Origin of the sequence: uncultured Mycobacterium sp., assembly GCF_964249325.1 — a bacterium.
In the GTDB taxonomy this organism is placed as follows: Bacteria; Actinomycetota; Actinomycetes; order Mycobacteriales; family Mycobacteriaceae; genus Mycobacterium.
On the sequence record NZ_CAXUCH010000035.1, the window covers coordinates 11,411 to 27,183 of the forward strand.

General features: G+C 64.1%; 9 protein-coding genes, 1 tRNA gene and 1 pseudogene. 5 read left to right on the forward strand and 6 right to left on the reverse strand.

The window, feature by feature from the left end; genetic code table 11:
- Positions 1-45: 45 nt before the first annotated feature.
- A complete protein-coding gene (gene mfd / locus ACFE99_RS07100; RefSeq protein WP_375483765.1) occupies positions 46-3,678 on the reverse strand; it encodes a transcription-repair coupling factor in 3,633 nt (1,210 codons plus the stop codon).
- 135 nt (positions 3,679-3,813) lie between these two features.
- Positions 3,814-4,179, reverse strand: a complete 366-nt coding sequence (locus tag ACFE99_RS07105) for a TA system VapC family ribonuclease toxin (protein WP_375483779.1) — start codon at positions 4,177-4,179, stop codon at positions 3,814-3,816.
- 262 nt (positions 4,180-4,441) lie between these two features.
- Here ACFE99_RS07105 and ACFE99_RS07110 point away from each other — a divergent pair.
- Positions 4,442-5,650, forward strand: a pseudogene (locus ACFE99_RS07110) (diaminopimelate decarboxylase family protein).
- A gap of 61 nt (positions 5,651-5,711) precedes the next feature.
- On the opposite strand, the gene ACFE99_RS07115 reads toward ACFE99_RS07110, so the two are convergent.
- Positions 5,712-6,314, reverse strand: coding sequence for a TetR/AcrR family transcriptional regulator (locus ACFE99_RS07115; protein ID WP_375483781.1), 603 nt, complete (start codon positions 6,312-6,314; stop codon positions 5,712-5,714).
- A gap of 113 nt (positions 6,315-6,427) precedes the next feature.
- On the opposite strand from ACFE99_RS07115, the gene ACFE99_RS07120 reads away from it, so the two are divergent.
- Positions 6,428-6,499, forward strand: a tRNA-Gln gene (locus ACFE99_RS07120).
- Positions 6,500-7,122: 623 nt separating this feature from the next.
- Positions 7,123-7,866, forward strand: a complete 744-nt coding sequence (locus ACFE99_RS07125) for a hypothetical protein (protein ID WP_375483767.1) — start codon at positions 7,123-7,125, stop codon at positions 7,864-7,866.
- A gap of 60 nt (positions 7,867-7,926) precedes the next feature.
- Here ACFE99_RS07125 and ACFE99_RS07130 read toward each other — a convergent pair whose 3' ends face one another.
- Genes ACFE99_RS07130 through ACFE99_RS07140 form a run of 3 tightly spaced genes read right to left on the reverse strand, consistent with a single transcriptional unit; the run spans position 7,927 to position 13,360 of the window.
- Entirely contained in the window at positions 7,927-9,810 is a 1,884-nt protein-coding gene (locus ACFE99_RS07130; RefSeq protein WP_375483769.1) for a putative bifunctional diguanylate cyclase/phosphodiesterase, read from the reverse strand.
- Between the two features lie 17 nt (positions 9,811-9,827).
- Positions 9,828-11,951 (reverse strand): Rv1355c family protein, encoded by a 2,124-nt coding sequence (locus tag ACFE99_RS07135; RefSeq protein ID WP_375483771.1) that lies wholly within the window; start codon positions 11,949-11,951, stop codon positions 9,828-9,830.
- Positions 11,952-11,962: 11 nt separating this feature from the next.
- Complete coding sequence (locus tag ACFE99_RS07140; RefSeq protein ID WP_375483773.1) at positions 11,963-13,360, reverse strand: cytochrome P450; 1,398 nt, start codon at positions 13,358-13,360, stop codon at positions 11,963-11,965.
- Between the two features lie 602 nt (positions 13,361-13,962).
- Here ACFE99_RS07140 and ACFE99_RS07145 point away from each other — a divergent pair.
- Positions 13,963-15,144 carry an alpha/beta hydrolase fold domain-containing protein gene (locus tag ACFE99_RS07145; RefSeq protein ID WP_375483775.1) on the forward strand — a complete coding sequence of 394 codons (1,182 nt, stop codon included), beginning with the start codon at positions 13,963-13,965 and terminating at the stop codon, positions 15,142-15,144.
- A 17-nt stretch (positions 15,145-15,161) separates the two neighbouring features.
- Positions 15,162-15,755, forward strand: coding sequence for an NAD-dependent epimerase/dehydratase family protein (locus ACFE99_RS07150; RefSeq protein WP_375483777.1), 594 nt, complete (start codon positions 15,162-15,164; stop codon positions 15,753-15,755).
- The last annotated feature ends 18 nt before the right edge of the window (positions 15,756-15,773 follow it).

Consider the following 15,773-nt stretch of genomic DNA (forward strand, 5'->3'; position numbering starts at 1 on the left):
TCGTCGGCGCGGGTCATCGCCTCGGACCCCTCGGTGCCAGCATCGTCATCGGGCCGGCACCGAATTGGTTATACCAACTTCTGCCTGGGGCTTTCCATGGAGCGCCAATACCAGATCGGCCACCATTTGGACCAGCTCGACATCGCGGATTCGCGGTGCCCCAATGCCGCCCGCCCGCGGAATCGGAACCTGCACCGTCGATGTGGTGGCGCGGTAGCGGGCGCCGGGATGCAGCCGCGTGAGCCGCACCTGTGCTGAGTCCGGCAGCGTCATCGGCGACAGTCGCAGCGTCGCCTCGGAAGGCGCGGAGACCTCCGTGATGCCGAATTGACGGCACAGCAAGCGCAGCCGGGCCACCGCCACTAGCCGCTGAGCCGGTTCGGGCAGCGTCCCGTAGCGGTCGGTGAGTTCCTCGATGACGGCATCGACCTCGCTATCAGTGGCCGAAGCCGCCAACCGGCGGTATGCCTCCAGGCGCAGCCGGTCGCTGCCGATGTAGTCCGGCGGCAGGTGGGCGTCCACCGGCAGGTCGATCCGCACGTCTTTGGGCTCTTCGGGGCTGGTGACGGTCTCGCCGTCGGCGGCCGCCCGATAGGCTTCGACAGCCTCGCCGACCAGGCGCACGTACAGGTCGAACCCGACGCCGGCGACATGCCCGGACTGCTCGACACCCAGCACATTGCCGGCGCCGCGGATCTCGAGGTCTTTCATGGCCACCGCCATGCCGGCGCCCAGCTCGTTGTTCTGGGCGATCGTGGCCAGCCGGTCATAGGCGGTCTCGGTCAGCGGCGTATGTGGCGGGTACAAGAAGTAGGCATAGCCGCGTTCCCGGCTGCGGCCGACTCGACCGCGCAGCTGGTGCAGCTGGGCCAGGCCGAACGTGTCGGCCCGTTCAACGATCAGCGTGTTGGCGTTGGAAATGTCCAGGCCGGTCTCGACGATCGTGGTGCACACCAGGATGTCGAATTGGCGGTTCCAGAATCCCTGGACGGTGCGTTCCAGCAGGTCCTCGTTCATCTGGCCGTGGGCGACGGCGACCCGTGCCTCGGGCACCAGCTCGCGCACCCGCGCGGCGGCGTGCTCGATCGAGCTGACCCGGTTGTGCACGTAGAACGCCTGCCCGTCGCGCAACAATTCGCGGCGCAACGCGGCGGCGATCTGCTTGTCGTCGTGCGGCCCGACATAGGTCAGCACCGGGTAGCGGTCTTCGGGCGGGGTCAGGATCGTCGACATCTCCCGGATCCCGGCCAGGCTCATCTCCAGCGTGCGCGGGATGGGTGTTGCGCTCATGGTCAGCACGTCAACGTGGGTGCGCAGGCTTTTGATGTGCTCTTTGTGTTCGACGCCGAAGCGCTGTTCTTCGTCGACGATGACCAGCCCGAGGTCCTTCCAGCGCACCCCCGTCTGCAGCAGCCGATGAGTGCCGATCACGATGTCGACGGCGCCGTCGGCCAGGCCGTCCAGCACAGAGCGCGACTCTGCCGGCTCGGTGAACCGGGACAGGCCCTTGATGGTCACCGGGAACTCCGACATGCGCTCGGCGAACGTCTGCAGATGCTGGTCGGCCAACAGCGTGGTGGGCACCAGCACGGCGACCTGTTTGCCGTCCTGCACCGCCTTGAACGCCGCCCGCACCGCGATCTCGGTCTTGCCGTAGCCGACGTCGCCGCAGATCACCCGGTCCATGGGGATCGGCTTTTCCATGTCGGCTTTGACCTCGGTGATCGCGGTGAGCTGGTCGACGGTCTCGGTGAAGCCAAAGGCGTCTTCCATCTCGGCCTGCCACGGCGTATCCGGACCGAACGCATGCCCGGGCGTGGTTTGCCGCTTGGCGTACAGCGCCACCAGCTCACCGGCGATCTCGCGCACAGCGCGCCGCGCCTTGGTCTTGGTATTGGCCCAGTCGCTTCCCCCGAGCCTGCTCAAAGCCGGCGCCTGCCCGCCGACGTAACGCGAAAGCTGGTCCAGCGAATCCATCGGCACGTAGAGCTTGTCCGTGTCGTGCTGGCCGCGTTTGGTCGACGCGTACTCCAGCACCAGGTATTCCCGGCGCGCGCTGCCGACGGTGCGTTCGGTCATTTCGACGAACCGGCCGATGCCATGCTGGTCATGCACGACCAGGTCGCCCGGGGTGAGCGCCAGCGGGTCGACCACGTTGCGGCGTTTGGCGGCCAGGCGCTTACCGTCGGTGGCGGTCACCCGATTACCGGTCAAGTCGGTCTCGGTGATCACGACGAGGTTGGCGCCCGGAACAATCACGCCGTCGTTCAACGGGCCCTTGAGCACACCGACGACACCGGGCTTGGGCGCGGCGCCCGGCTCCAATAGCGTTGCGGGCGTGTCGGATTCGGCAAGCCGCTCGACCACGCGCTGCGCGGTGCCAGCGCCGGGCGCGACGACCGCGGCGTATCCGCTGGTGGCGACCTGGGCGCGCAGCATTGCGAAGATCTCGTCGATGTCGCGTTGATGGCCGCGCGCCGACGGCGCCGCGCGCAGCTCGAGTTCGATCGCGGACTCGTCGGAGAGCTGGCTGAGCGTCCACCACGGATGACCCGTCTTGCGAGCGGTGGCGCGCACCTCGTCGAATTCGACGAAGCCCGATCCGCCCAGCTGCTCGACGTCGACCGGAGCGTCACCGCCGGCCGCGGCCACCGACCACGACGCTTCGAGGAATTCGCGGCCGCTCTTGATCAGATCGGCAGCGCGGGTGCGCACCTTTTCCGGATCGCAGACCAACACCGGAGTGGCCTGCGGCAACTGGTCGGTCAGCAGGGTCAACTCGTCGGGGCGCAAGACCGGCAGCAGCGCCTCCATGCCGTCGACCGGGATGCCCTCGGCCAGCTTGGCCAGCATGTCGGTGACGGTGCCGGTGACAGTGCGCTCGGCCGCAGGATGTTTTCCGGCCAACGCGGCCGCCCGTTCCCGCACGTCGTCGGACAGCAGTAGCTCCCGGCAGGCCACCGCGACCAGCGTGTCGACGCTGACCTCGGGGATGGAGCGCTGATCGGCCACCGAGAACATCCGCATCTCGGTCACCTCGTCACCCCAGAACTCGATGCGCAGCGGGTGTTCGGCGGTCGGCGGGAAGACGTCGATAATGCCCCCGCGCACCGCGAACTCTCCGCGCCGGCCGACCATGTCCGCCCGGGTGTAGGCCAATTCGACCAGCCGGGCTATGACCTCTTCGAACGCAGCCTCGTCACCGATCGAAAGCGTGAGCGGCTCGATGTCGCCCAACTGCGGTGTCATCGGCTGCAGCAGCGAGCGCGCCGAGGTCACCACCACCGGCAGCGGCGGCCCGAGCCGCGCGTCGTCGGGGTGGGCCAGCCGGCGCAGCACCATGAGGCGGGCGCCCATGGTGTCCACGCCGGGTGAGAGCCGTTCGTGCGGCAGGGTTTCCCAGCATGGAAATTTGGCCACCGCATCGCCGTAGATGCCGCGCAACTCGGCGGTCAGGTCGTCGGCTTCGCGGCTGGTGGCGGTAACGACCAGCAACGGCCCGCGCCGGGCCAGAGCGCTGGCCACGAAGGCACGTGCGCTGGCCGGACCGACCAGGCTCAATTCAGCGGGTCGATCGGCTGTCCGGTCAATGAGTTGCTGGAATGTCGGCGCGCTCAGCGCTAAGTCGACGAGCCCCGCAATCGGGGTATCTGGGCGGGCAAACCCCGGTGCGGTCATGATGTGGACATTCTATGCCTCGATCGATTCACGTTGCGGCTCCGGCCAACTCAGGTGATCGCCGCCACACCACGGTTGGCGCCATCAGCACCGCCCGCTTGGCAATCAGGGCGTTCGCGACCGAAGCTTTGAGGATCAGTTGGGATTCGTGCTCAACGGATTCGTCCAGCGGAGACCGGGAAACCGCATGAAATCGGTATCGGCAGAGGCGACTTCGACACCGTGCTCGATCGCGAGGGCAGCCAGTTGTGCATCAGCGACGAGATTGCCAGTGATTTCCACCTGCGCGCACAGCCTGGCATAAACCCGGGCGGTGGTGTCCGTGGCGGGTGGAATCCACACCATAGGGACCGCGAGCCAGTGCTCTACATACCTCCACGCTTCGGCGGCAGGTAGTGGGTTCTCGGTGACTCGCGGGTGAGTGGCGATCCGTAAAAACGCGCCAATGCTTTGCCACGGAAGCCCGACTCGACGATCGCCGTTCAGCGTCCTTCCAGCCAGGCAGCAGCGGCGGTGTTATGGGAACTGTTCTCGTCCACCGCGTACAGCAGCAGGTTGGCGTCAACGATCATCGAGCAGATCGAGCACGTCGCCGATGTCGGTGATGTCCACCTTGAAGCCGATCTTCGCGGTGCGGTGCCTGCGATGGCCGGTGTTGTTAGCCGGCGTTGGCGCTGCGAAACTCCATTAATTTCCGGCTCGGCGCCGTTAAGGATTCGTTAGGGCAGCGGCATCGGACGAGGGCCGAACGCACCGTGGAAGCATGACCACAACATTGGTGGATGTATTGCCGTCCATCGGTTATGCGGCTCCGCCGCGGTTCGATCCGGCCATCTGGCCGGTCACGACGCACGCCGACGACGAGGGTCGGCTGTGCATCGGCGACGTGCCGCTCACGGACATTGCGACGAGTTCCGCACCCCGGCTTATGTGATCGACGAAGCTGATTTCAGGCACCGGGCACGGCATTACCGCCGAGCGTTGCGCGGCGCCGAGGTCGTCTATGCCGGCAAGTCGCTGCTCGCATCGCGGTGGCGCGGTGGGCGCGTGAAGAGGGCTGAGCCTTGACGTCTGCTCGGCCGGTGAGCTGACAACCGCGATAGCCGGTGGCGTGGACCCAGCCCGCATCGTCATGCACGGCAACGCGAAATCGATCGAGGAATTGCGTGCCGCGGTGCGTGTCGGGGTAGGGCGCATTGTGGTGGATTCCTGCATGGAGATCGCCTACCTCGCCGGGTTGGTCAGCCGACGCCAACGGGTGCTGCTCCGGGTCAACCCAGACATCGATATCCACGGCTCGCAGGTCACCGATCCCAACTGCTACGGCGACGCGATTCGCCGGATGGTCGTCGCCATGGCCGACATTCGCGCCAAACACGGCGTCATCCTGACCGAACTCAATATCGGTGGCGGCCATGGTATTCCGTATGTGCCCGGTGACCCCGAGCTCGACATCGACGAGCTGGCCGGCGTTATCGACGAGGCGCTGGACGCGGCCTGCGCCGTCGAGCGGTTTCCGCGTCCGGTCGTGGTGGTCGAGCCAGGTCGAGGCATCAGTGGACGCGCCGGTGTCACGCTGTACCAGGTGTGCTCGGTGAAGACGCAGTCGGGCGGCCGGACCTTCGTCGTCGTCGACGGCGGCATGAGCGACAACCCGCGAGTGGCATTGTACGGCGCGAAATACACGGTGGCGCTCGCCAACCGGCATCCGCTGGGACGCAGGCAACGTGTCACGGTGGCGGGGCGACACTGCGATGCCGGCGACGAAATCGCCCGTGACGTCGAGCTGCCCGCCGACGTTCACCCCGGCGACCTGTTGGCCGTGGCCTGCACCGGCGCCTACCACCACAGCACGGCGTCGAACTACAACATGGTCGGCCGACCGCCACTGGTCGCGGTCAAAGACGGCCAGGCCCGTGAACTGGTTCGCCGCGAAACGGTCGCGGACCTGCTGGCGCGCGACCTGGGCTGATCGCGGCGACCCGCTGCATCCGGTTAAGCCGCGCTTGCGATGCGCAGGATAAGCGACTCGGCTACTCGTCCAGGAGATTGGGGTCGGCCTCTAGGTGCCTCAGGCCGTTCCAGCACAGATTGACCAGGTGCGCGGCGACCACTTCCTTCTTGGGCTCGCGGGCGTCGAGCCACCACTGGGCGGTCATCGACACGGAACCGACCAGCGCCTGGGCATACAACGGCGCCGTTTCGGGGTCGAGTCCGCGGCGGGCGAAGTCGCCGGCCAGGATCGAGCTGACCTGGTTGACCGCGTCGTTGAGCAGGGTCGAATAGGTGCCCGAATTGACCGACGCAGGCGAGTCGCGGATCAGGATTCGAAAGCCGTCGGTGCGCTCCTCGACGTAGGTCAGCAAGGCCAGCGCTACGCGTTCGATGCGCAGTCGAGACCGGTTGTTGGTCGACTTGGTGAGTGACGACGTGATGCCATCCAGCAGGGCGGACATTTCTCGGTCGACGACCACCGCGTACAGCCCTTCCTTGCCGCCGAAATGCTCGTAGACAACCGGCTTGGACACATTGGCCCGGAGCGCGATCTCCTCGATCGAGGTGCCCTCGTAGCCGCGCTCGGCGAACAGCGACCGTGCGATATCGATGAGTTGATGCCGACGCTCGCTGCCGGTCATCCTGGCGCGCGGCTCCCGCACCTCTTTATCCAGCGCTGCCACGGCTACCAGCGTATCGGCTTGCATTAGAGTGGACGCGGTCCTTGGCGGCAGTCGACCGCTCGCCACATCGATCCGTCGTGGTGTAATCGGCAGCACATCAGATTTTGGTTCTGAGAGTTCAGGTTCGAGTCCTGGCGACGGAGCAGGTGTTAGCCGATTGATGAGCAGTTCCCATGCCGACGCTGCGGCTCCGAAAACTTCGGCGAGGGTGGTGCGCCATCTCGTGTACCAAATCCGTCATGGACCGCGGGGCAGCAGCATTGAGATCACGGTTGCCATGTCGCTTCCTATATGGGTTATTACCGCAATTGACCCGAACGGTAAATTTGCTGGTGATCAAACTTGCCGTTGTGCGAGCGCCAACGCGAAGGATTTAGCAATCGCCGCCAGTCGGCGGGCAATACGACTAATTCCTCAAGGACTGTCTAGGTCGATGGGCGTGAACATCAGGCGGTAGACCGCACCTCGCCAGCTGATACTGCCACGCACTGACAAATTCCGACTGTGCTTTGCTCCTTGGTGGAGCCATTTGTCGGCTTAAATTAAACGGCTTAAGTCCCGCGTTCATGTAGCTTGCGCTACGCGATTCGTCGTAAGCTAGTGTCGTTCCGCCGAAGGGTTTGCATACCTTAACTCGGCACTTTGGCCAATAAAGATACCGAAAGACCGACTATTAGCACGACACAAGGGACATGGTTCATTAAGTCCACTGTTTGACCCGGAACCGCGTGACAAATTTCAACCCGCCGCCGAACAGAGAGATGCTATGGCTGTCATTCCCGTGGAACCGTCTATCGCCGACGGGTTCTGTCTTCCCGCTAGCCTTTGCTGGCGCGATCATGACATCGAGTCCACGTTGGTAGTTTCCCAGCCGTCGACTGACCGCGGCTTGTGGCGCGAGTATGTGATCGGCGCGCACAGCAGCTATCGCAAGCATGGCGTGGAGTGCGCACTCGACCTGGACGCGTTACACAGCGGAGCCGATACCGTCATGTTTTTCACGGTGATCGACGACGCCGGGCGCATGGTGGGGGGAGTGCGAGCAACGGGGCCGCTGCGGTCGGCCGACGATTCCCACGCAGTCGTCGAATGGGAGGGGCAACACGGCCAAACGCTTGTCCGCAATATGATTGCCGATCGCATACCATTTGGCATTTTAGAAATGAAGTCTGCCTGGGTGACAGATGATCCGGACTGCCATCGTTGGGTCAGCACCGCTCTGGCTCGCAGTGGTTTTCACATGATGGCTCTGCTTGACGTTCAGTTTTGCATGGCCACGGCTGCGACATACGTCTTGAACCGGTGGCGCTCGTCCGGAGGAGTGGTGGCAGCAATTCCGGCGACGCCCTACCCCGACGAACGCTACCAAACTAAGATGATGTGGTGGAACCGACGCGATTTTGTAAATTACGCAGAACCAGAGCAAGTCGCCAAGATTCTCGTGGAGACCGAGCAACTCATTCAACAATGCACTCGCCGCGCTGAGGCCGCAGCTGGTGCCCTCGGGTGATTGCGCATGTATCAGCGCAATGTCCTCCACTTGGCAGGTCCCCGGTAGTGGCTGCTTACCCTAATGTCGTTGCATGCCGGCGATTTTTTGCCTGCGAATTAGCACGTTGCAGAAATCCATTGGTATGAAGCGCTTCGCGAGCAGCGACTCCATTGCCGCGCTATCGAGCGGTCGTGACAGCCGAAAGCCCTGTGCCCGGTAGCATCCTAACTTGAGTAATGTCTCGGCAGCGGCGGCTGTCTCGACGCCTTCGGCCACGATATCGAGCCCGAAGGCGTCCCCCAGGGCCATCGCGGACCCCACGATGGCGAGATCCTCCGCGTTCGTGCCGAGATCGCGGACAAACCCTTTGTCGATCTTGAGTGTGTTCACCGGAAGGGACTTCAAATAAGCCAATGCACTATAGCCAGAACCGAAGTCGTCGATCGCGATCTCTACACCGATGTCCTTTAGCTTCGAGAGCGTTTTGCGCGTGGTGTCGATGTCTTGCACCACGACGCCTTCCGTGATCTCGAGACATAGCGCGCCGGCATCGAGACCGAACTCGTTGAGGGTTGCGGCGACCGTGTCGACGATGCCGTCGGTGACAAGCTGCACGGGCGATACGTTGACACGCAGCACGGCGTCGCGCCCCACTCCGCGGGAACGCCATAGGCTGAATTGGGCACATGCTGAGCGCATTACGAGACGGCCGAGTTTTCCAGCGAGATTGATCGATTCGACCACCCGGATGAACGATTCAGGCATCAGCAGTCCGCGCGTGGGGTGTTGCCACCGGATGAGCGCCTCGGCGCCCAGGACCTCACCGGTGCGCATGTCGAACTCAGGAAGATAATGCAGCACTAAGGCGCCGTTGTCGCTGTCGATTACCCCTTCGAAATGCAGCTCGATGTCGTTGCGGATCGCGTACTTGGCGGACAATTCGGGGCCGAAAACTGAGATCTGGCTTCCACCGGAAGTTTTGGCCGACTGCGCGGCCTGGTCCGCCCGGCGCAGTAGATCTGCCGCACTGTTGCGCCCCGGCAGGCCCGTGGCGACGCCGATGCTGACGGTACGGGTAAGCACCTCCCCGTCGATCACCACCTGCTTGTGGAGTCGGTTTTGTAGCCGGCGAGCGAATGTCTCGGCGCTTTCCGCATCCGTTGGTGCGGCTGGCACGACGACAAACTCGTCACCGCCGAAGCGGGCGACGGCCGATGCGGCGTCAGCGGCCTCGGACAGCAGCCTGGCGAACGTGTTGAGGAAACGATCGCCGGCGTTGTGACCGAGGTGGTCATTGACCACCTTGAAGCGGTCCAGGTCGAGGAAGAATACGGACACCGGCCCCGGCTGGCCGTCGGTCAGTCGGTCGTCGAGGTAGTTTGTCAGCGCCCTGCGGTTCAGTAGGCCGGTGAGGTCATCGTGTTCGGCGAGGTAGTGGAGTTGCTCTTCGGCGACGATGCGAGCTTGCAGTTGAGCGAATAGTGTGGCTATCGCCTGCAGTGCATTCAGTTCCTCCGGTAGCCATTCACGATCACCGAACTTGACGAAGCCCAGTGTGCCGGTGGTGAGATCGCCAGATAGCAGAGGCACGCATGCAAGCGACGTGGCCGGAACGGCCGTGGCGTGCTCAATGCGCTGTTGGTAGTCGGCGTTCGCCGGCTCTGGGCGCAAGACATCTGGTGCTTTGAGGTCTTCGCACCTCGCGAAGATAGGATCCGCACCGGCAAAATAGACCAAACCGATCGGGTCGGGGTCGGGGATAAAGTCGCGCGGCGGCCACTGCGCGATCAATTTAGTTGCCCCGATGCTGTGATCGTTGTGGCGTAGGAAGCCCACGTCTACGTTGAAATGGCTAACCAGGTTACGCAGCACCCGTTCACTGATCGCGGCAGAGTTGCGCGCGGTGGCCGCCATCAATTCGGCGGCCGCCGACGTGACCACCTCATCCAGCGGGCGGGCCATTGCTCTAACGGTAGCCTCTATTGGCCCTTCAGCAAACAGACACGCTCCAGACTGCGCCGGCTGCGCACCGACGCTCGGTCTGCAACGGCGAACCGCAGCACAAGAGTTGGCACAGTACCGGCGGGTATGCGAACGAGTTGCCGAAAGTCTGATTGCAGATCCCTCAGGTGGGCAGCGAACGAGGTCGACAATTCCGTGAGGTCCCCGGCGTCGTGGGCGTACAAGAAGACCGGCGAAATGGGCTGAACCGCCAAGCCATGCTGTTGCGCGATAACCCATACCGCTTCGGCGGCGGATCCGCCGCGCGCGTAGTCACTCAGGGTGCCTTCCGAAACCGAAATCACGCCCACGGCCGAACTGGCCAGCACGCGACGGCGAGTGTCCTCGCCCAGGGCAGTCCCTGCCTCCCACCGTGCCAAGTAGACCATCACGTCAGCGCGTCGCAAGATATCCAGCACAGCGAGGTCGCCGGGGGCCAGCTCGAGGCTACGCACGTCGATACCGGTGTCAAGACACTGATCGCCGGGCCAGCGCAGCTCAGAAACCATGTCGGCATGCAGTCGCGGCGTCAGATAGCGAATGCGATCGGCTGCGGCGAGCATCGCTGCGAGCCGGGCGATTTCGTCGCGCTCAATCAGAACGTGCAGCCGTGCTCCCTCCCGCTCGGCGACCGCGTGCAGCAGGTCGATGGTGTCTGCGGCGATCGCATCCGCTACACCGGGGCGGCGGTTAGTTTCGCGTGCCAGCATTGGTTGGTACAACGCGGTCAGATCGGCATCATCCCCGTTACCTAGCTCCAGCGTCGCCTGCAACAGCGCGCCCCCGGCGTTCTCCACCAAACTCAGCGGGCCCAACCTGTGCTGGGCAGCAGCGGCGACTTTGGCATTGAAGATGGCCGCTCCGAGCGCAACTGCGCTGCCGCGGAATCCGACGTCCATCGTGGACGTGTGTTCAGGGGCAAGCCGCAGCTTGATGGCATCAGAGCTGGCCTCGATATGCCAGGGCTGCGCGTTGCCGCCGGACGGCGCACGAATTGCAGCTGCGGTGACAGCGCCAGCGACGCCCGGGAGCACAGGATCTGGGTAATCGGGCGGCGGAGGCGGGCGATCGCTAGTCATCGTTGGTTCCTCGAGGCGCTCCATCGCGCCGCCAACGTCCAGGCGGATCCGGCCCGATCGCAGCTCCTCGCCCAATCCGATCCTGCGCACAGCCTCGGCCAGCGCGGTTGCCCCCAAGGCGACATCACCGGCCAACTGGGGCCACGTCGACAGCGTGCGGTCGATTTCGACCACGGACGCCGCCACACGTGCTGAGAGCTGGTCGGCCTCGAGGTGACGAAGCATGTGCGGAACTTTTTCCCGGCTGCTCATGCCGGGAAGCAGCGCGATGTCTAACTCGCCGAGTAGCCCGTGCAAAATCGGACGTTCCGGCTGCAGGTCGAAACGTTCGACGTCCACGAGCCCTCGGTCGCTGGTGGCCATGAGCACCGGAATCCGGCGGGCGCGGGCACCCTGCCGCAGGAACGCCTTCATGTGCAGGGAGTCGCATTCTTCGACAAGGATGTCGAGTCCGTTGAGGAACTCGTCGACGGTCTCGGGCGTCAGCCCGAGCTCGAGAACCGTGACCTGCAGATAAGGGTCGAGTTCAGCGATCCTGCGAGCGGCCACTTCCGCCTTGTTCAGTCCCAGATCCAGTACCGTCGCGGGCACGCGGTTGAGGTTCGACAGCTCGAGACGGTCGAAATCCGCCAGCCGAAGTTCACCGCACATTCCCTGTGCCGCGAGGGTGTGGGCGATGACATGCCCGACGCTCAACCCGGCCACGCCAACTCGCAGCGCGCCGAGGTGAACCTGTTCCTCGGTGGTGATCAAGTTCCTGTTGCGGTCCAAGCGCACCGCTCGAAATGCCCGGGGACCCAGCACTGCCACAACGGTTCGCCGCCAGGGATAGTACGCCCACCGCAAGTGTTCGGCTGTCAGCTCGTGACCCGGTGGCGGCCGAAGTCTACGCAGCTCCTCGAGTTGTTCGTTGTGATGGTCGATGAATTCAATGACAGGATCGGCGCGCAGCTTCCTCAACACCGCAGCGTCATCAGGGTCTGCGGCATCGAGAACTTGTGCTCGGAAGGAAGCTATGGCCATCTCCTTGACGGTCAGATGCGCCGACGAATGCGTGCCCAGATCGGGCCATCGGCCACCATGGTGAACGGCGCAGCCAGCGGGAACTCGTCGTCTAACGAACAAATCTCGGCGTGGCGGATGAAGGTGGCCAGGCCGAGGGTGGCCTCGAGCATGGCGAAATGATCGCCGATGCACGATCGCGGGCCCGCGCCGAACGGGATGTATTGCCAGCGGTCCCGACCGACCGCGTTCTCCGGAGCGAACCGGTCGGGGTTGAACTTCAGCGGCTCTGGCCACAGCGCCGGATCGCGCTGCACGGCGAGCCGCCCGAACACGAGTATTGTGCCGGCTTCGACGCGATACCCCCCGATCTCGATATCACGAGTCACCATCCGTGTCCCAGTGGGGCCTGGAGGGCATAACCGCAATGCTTCCCGCAGGACCTGCACCGTGTACGGCAAGCGTGGAACATCGTCGGAGGTGAGCGTTCGGTCGGCGAACCGAGTGACCTCCTCAGCGACGCGAAGCTGAATTTCAGGATGACGCCCCAGCTGCCACATCGCGTACGTGAGCGTCGTCGCGGTGGTGTCATGGCCCGCAAACAGAAAGACAACCAGCTCGTCTGCGATTTCCTTGTCTGACAGTTGTTTGTGGGTGACTGGATCGGTGGCCGCGATTAATGCACGCACCAAAGGTGCGTCCTTGGCAGGATCCGTCCGGCACTGCTGCAAGATGTCGTTTGCAAGACGGTGAAGCTTTGCACTCGCTGCCCGAGCGCGCCAGCGAGCGGGTGTGGGCAGCCACGCAGGGGCTCGCACCGGCCGCACGGCCCGCTTGGTGACATACGTGAGCGCGACGCGCAACGGCTCGGTAACTTCGTCGACACGGTCGGTCACGTCGAGCCCGAGCACTGAGCGGCCAAGTGCCCGCAGCGTCAGCGTGCGGCATTCGGCGTCGAGGTTGACCGTCGCGCCATGCTGCCAGGACGAGGCCACGGATTCGGCGGCCTCGACCATGTGTCCGCCGAATTGCCGGACTCGCTGGCTGGTGAAGACCGGTTGCAGCGTGCGCCTACGCGGCAACCAGTGCTCATGTGGCAGATCGAACAGGTTTGCGCCGATGATCTGACGAAATTCGCCGAGTACTCGCGTGGTTTTGTCGACGGCGCCGTCCTTATTACTGAGGATGTCGCGGATAGCCTCTGGGGAGGTCGCGACGACGATCGGTGGCATCAGCCAGCTGGGCCCCAAGCTGAAGCGAGTCACCGGACCGCCGGCATCGCGTAATCGGTCGATCCCGGTGTGAAACGACCTAACTGCGCGGGCCAGCTGAAAGTAAGACAACGGATTCTTTGGCGGCAATGGGAGCGACGCAAGGTCCGTCTTGGAGGTATCGACCACACACCACCTCCGTATGCAATGGATGCGCATCCGACTCGGCGCTGGGCGCTAAGCATATGTCGGCATAGCTGCCCAACCGCCTGTTCTGGCGTATATCGATCGCATACTCTGCTCGAAAACGCAAGCCCTATTTGCCCTGCATATCGGCGCTATCACCTTGATCACCGCAGTGGAATACCTGGGCGCTGGCCCTCGGTTGGATCAGCCCATCCGCTCGCTTAGCGCGCAGAGCGCGGGCTGACTGCCCTGGGTGCTCCATGTCAATCTACGTGGCCGTTATTGCGGGGTCTGTAGCGCACGGTCGATGCGGTATGGAGCTGCTCCGGATAGCCGACAAAGAGATCCAGTCTCTAGAATCCTTCTACTCTCACCGTTAGTATGTAAACTAGCACTTTGATACACACTCGGTATGTCCGCACCTCACGCACCACGTTATCGCGGCCAGCGTCCGGGGTCGGCTGTTTCAGCTAGGAGCAACATGAGACAAACGTGGCTCCGGTGCTTGACGTCGTGGTTGCGTGGCGCGTATCCGATGATCCAAGCGCGCGTGTGGCCGCCGGCACTGCACCGATGACCACTTCGCCGCCCGTCGAGCATGCCGTACGAGCCCCGGGGAAATCCGGTGACTGACCATGACGAATGCACAACGGACCCTTACAGAGCCCGGTCGACCTCGTGGCCGGCCTGATTTCGCCACGACTCGCCGGCGAGCATCGATCATGTTCGACTGGCGGGGCGCGGGAATGGTTCCCGAAGTCCTGGAGGGTGATCCGAGCATCGCTGGCCGGCTTGCCTGGCTCGGCGCTCGGCTTACCATCCGACCGGCCCTCGCTATAGGTAGCTACCTCCCGCACGCGCAGTGGCCATGGGGCCTCGTCGACTTCGCAGCCGGCGTTGTGAAGCCCGCGCCAGGCAGCGTTCGGGCCACGATTAGGTTGCCGCATTGCACCGCACGATTGGTCCGCGCCGCCGGTGTACTGCCTGCCGACGGCACCCGGCGCATCGTGTTGTACATGCACGGTGGCGCCTTCATGACCTGTGGCGCCAACACGCATGACCGGCTAGTCACCACGTTGTCGACGTACGCCGATACGCCCGTGCTGGTAATTAACTACCGGATGATGCCCAGGCATTCGATCGGTGACGCAATCAATGACTGCTACGACGGTTACCAATGGCTGCGCGGCCGCGGTTACCGGCCCGGCCAGATCGCCTTGGCCGGCGACTCCGTCGGAGGCTACCTGTCACTCGCGCTGGCCGAACGGTTGCTCGACGAAGGTGAGGAACTCGCGGCCATAGTCTGCATGTCACCGCTGATGCAGATCGCCAAGGCCCCCAAGCAGGCACACCCAAACATCCGCAGCGATGCGATGTTCTGCGCCAAGGCGTTTGACACATTCGTCGACCTGGTCACCCAGGCAGCCCAGCGTCAAATGATAGCTGGGCGCCCTGAAGAGATCTACGAACCGCTCGACCATGTCGGACCCGGTCTGCCCCCCACGCTAATCCATGTATCCGGTTCCGAAGTCCTGCTGCACGATGCTCGGCTAGCCGCGCGGCGGTTGGCCGCGGCGGGAGTGCCGGTCCACCTTAGGGTGTGGCCTGGCCAGATGCACGTGTTCCAGATTGCAGCGCCCGCGGTACCCGAGGCCAATCGGTCGTTGCGGCAGATCGGCAACTACATCCGCGAGGCGACCGAACCGGACCACCGCGTAGCGGCTTGCATGGGCCGCCTCGGTGCACCGGGATTTCCTCGCAGCGTCATCGCAGATTCCTCCGCAAACCGGTTGCCGCCGCGCACCGCTCACCGTTGAACTGGAGGTAGCTGGATATGCGCACCCTCGTTACCGGCGCTGCCGGATTCATCGGTTCTACCTTGGTCGACCGCCTGCTAGAGGAAGGACACCAGGTGACAGGGGTCGATAATCTCAGCGCCGCCTCGCCCCCGACCACCCTACAGTCGGCCCACCGGCACGACGGCCCCGGCCGCTTCACATTCGTCGCGGCCGACGTCCGGCACCAGAAGCTATCCGACATCGTCGCGGAGTCCGACCCTGACGTGGTGTTCCATCTGGCCGCCCAGATCGACGTTTGCAGGTCCGTTGACGATCCGCAACACGACGCGCGCAACAACGTGCTGGGGACCATCAACTTGCTTGAAGCGAGCCGGCGGGCACGAGTACCGCGGATCGTCTACGCCGCCTCGGGTGGCTCGCGCTATGGTGCGCCGACCACCTTGCCCGCCACCGAGGACACTGCCGTGGATCCGCGTTCGCCGTATGCGGTGGCCAACGTCGCCGGCGAGTTGTATACGCGTGCCTACGCCAGCATGTACGGGCTGTCACCCATCTGTCTGGCGCTGGCCAACGTCTATGGGCCACGCCAAGACTGTTCGGAGGCATTCAGGGTGACCACGTGGGGGTAGTTGCCCGGCGCTGAGGGT

Coding starts and splice junctions, on each gene's coding strand:
- mfd (WP_375483765.1), bottom strand. CDS start 3,678: ATGACCGCACCGGGGTTTGCCCGCCCAGATACCCCGATTGCGGGGCTC.
- ACFE99_RS07115 (WP_375483781.1), bottom strand. CDS start 6,314: ATGACCGGCAGCGAGCGTCGGCATCAACTCATCGATATCGCACGGTCG.
- ACFE99_RS07125 (WP_375483767.1), top strand. CDS start 7,123: ATGGCTGTCATTCCCGTGGAACCGTCTATCGCCGACGGGTTCTGTCTT.
- ACFE99_RS07130 (WP_375483769.1), bottom strand. CDS start 9,810: ATGGCCCGCCCGCTGGATGAGGTGGTCACGTCGGCGGCCGCCGAATTG.
- ACFE99_RS07135 (WP_375483771.1), bottom strand. CDS start 11,951: ATGGCCATAGCTTCCTTCCGAGCACAAGTTCTCGATGCCGCAGACCCT.
- ACFE99_RS07140 (WP_375483773.1), bottom strand. CDS start 13,360: ATGCGCATCCATTGCATACGGAGGTGGTGTGTGGTCGATACCTCCAAG.
- ACFE99_RS07145 (WP_375483775.1), top strand. CDS start 13,963: ATGACGAATGCACAACGGACCCTTACAGAGCCCGGTCGACCTCGTGGC.
- ACFE99_RS07150 (WP_375483777.1), top strand. CDS start 15,162: ATGCGCACCCTCGTTACCGGCGCTGCCGGATTCATCGGTTCTACCTTG.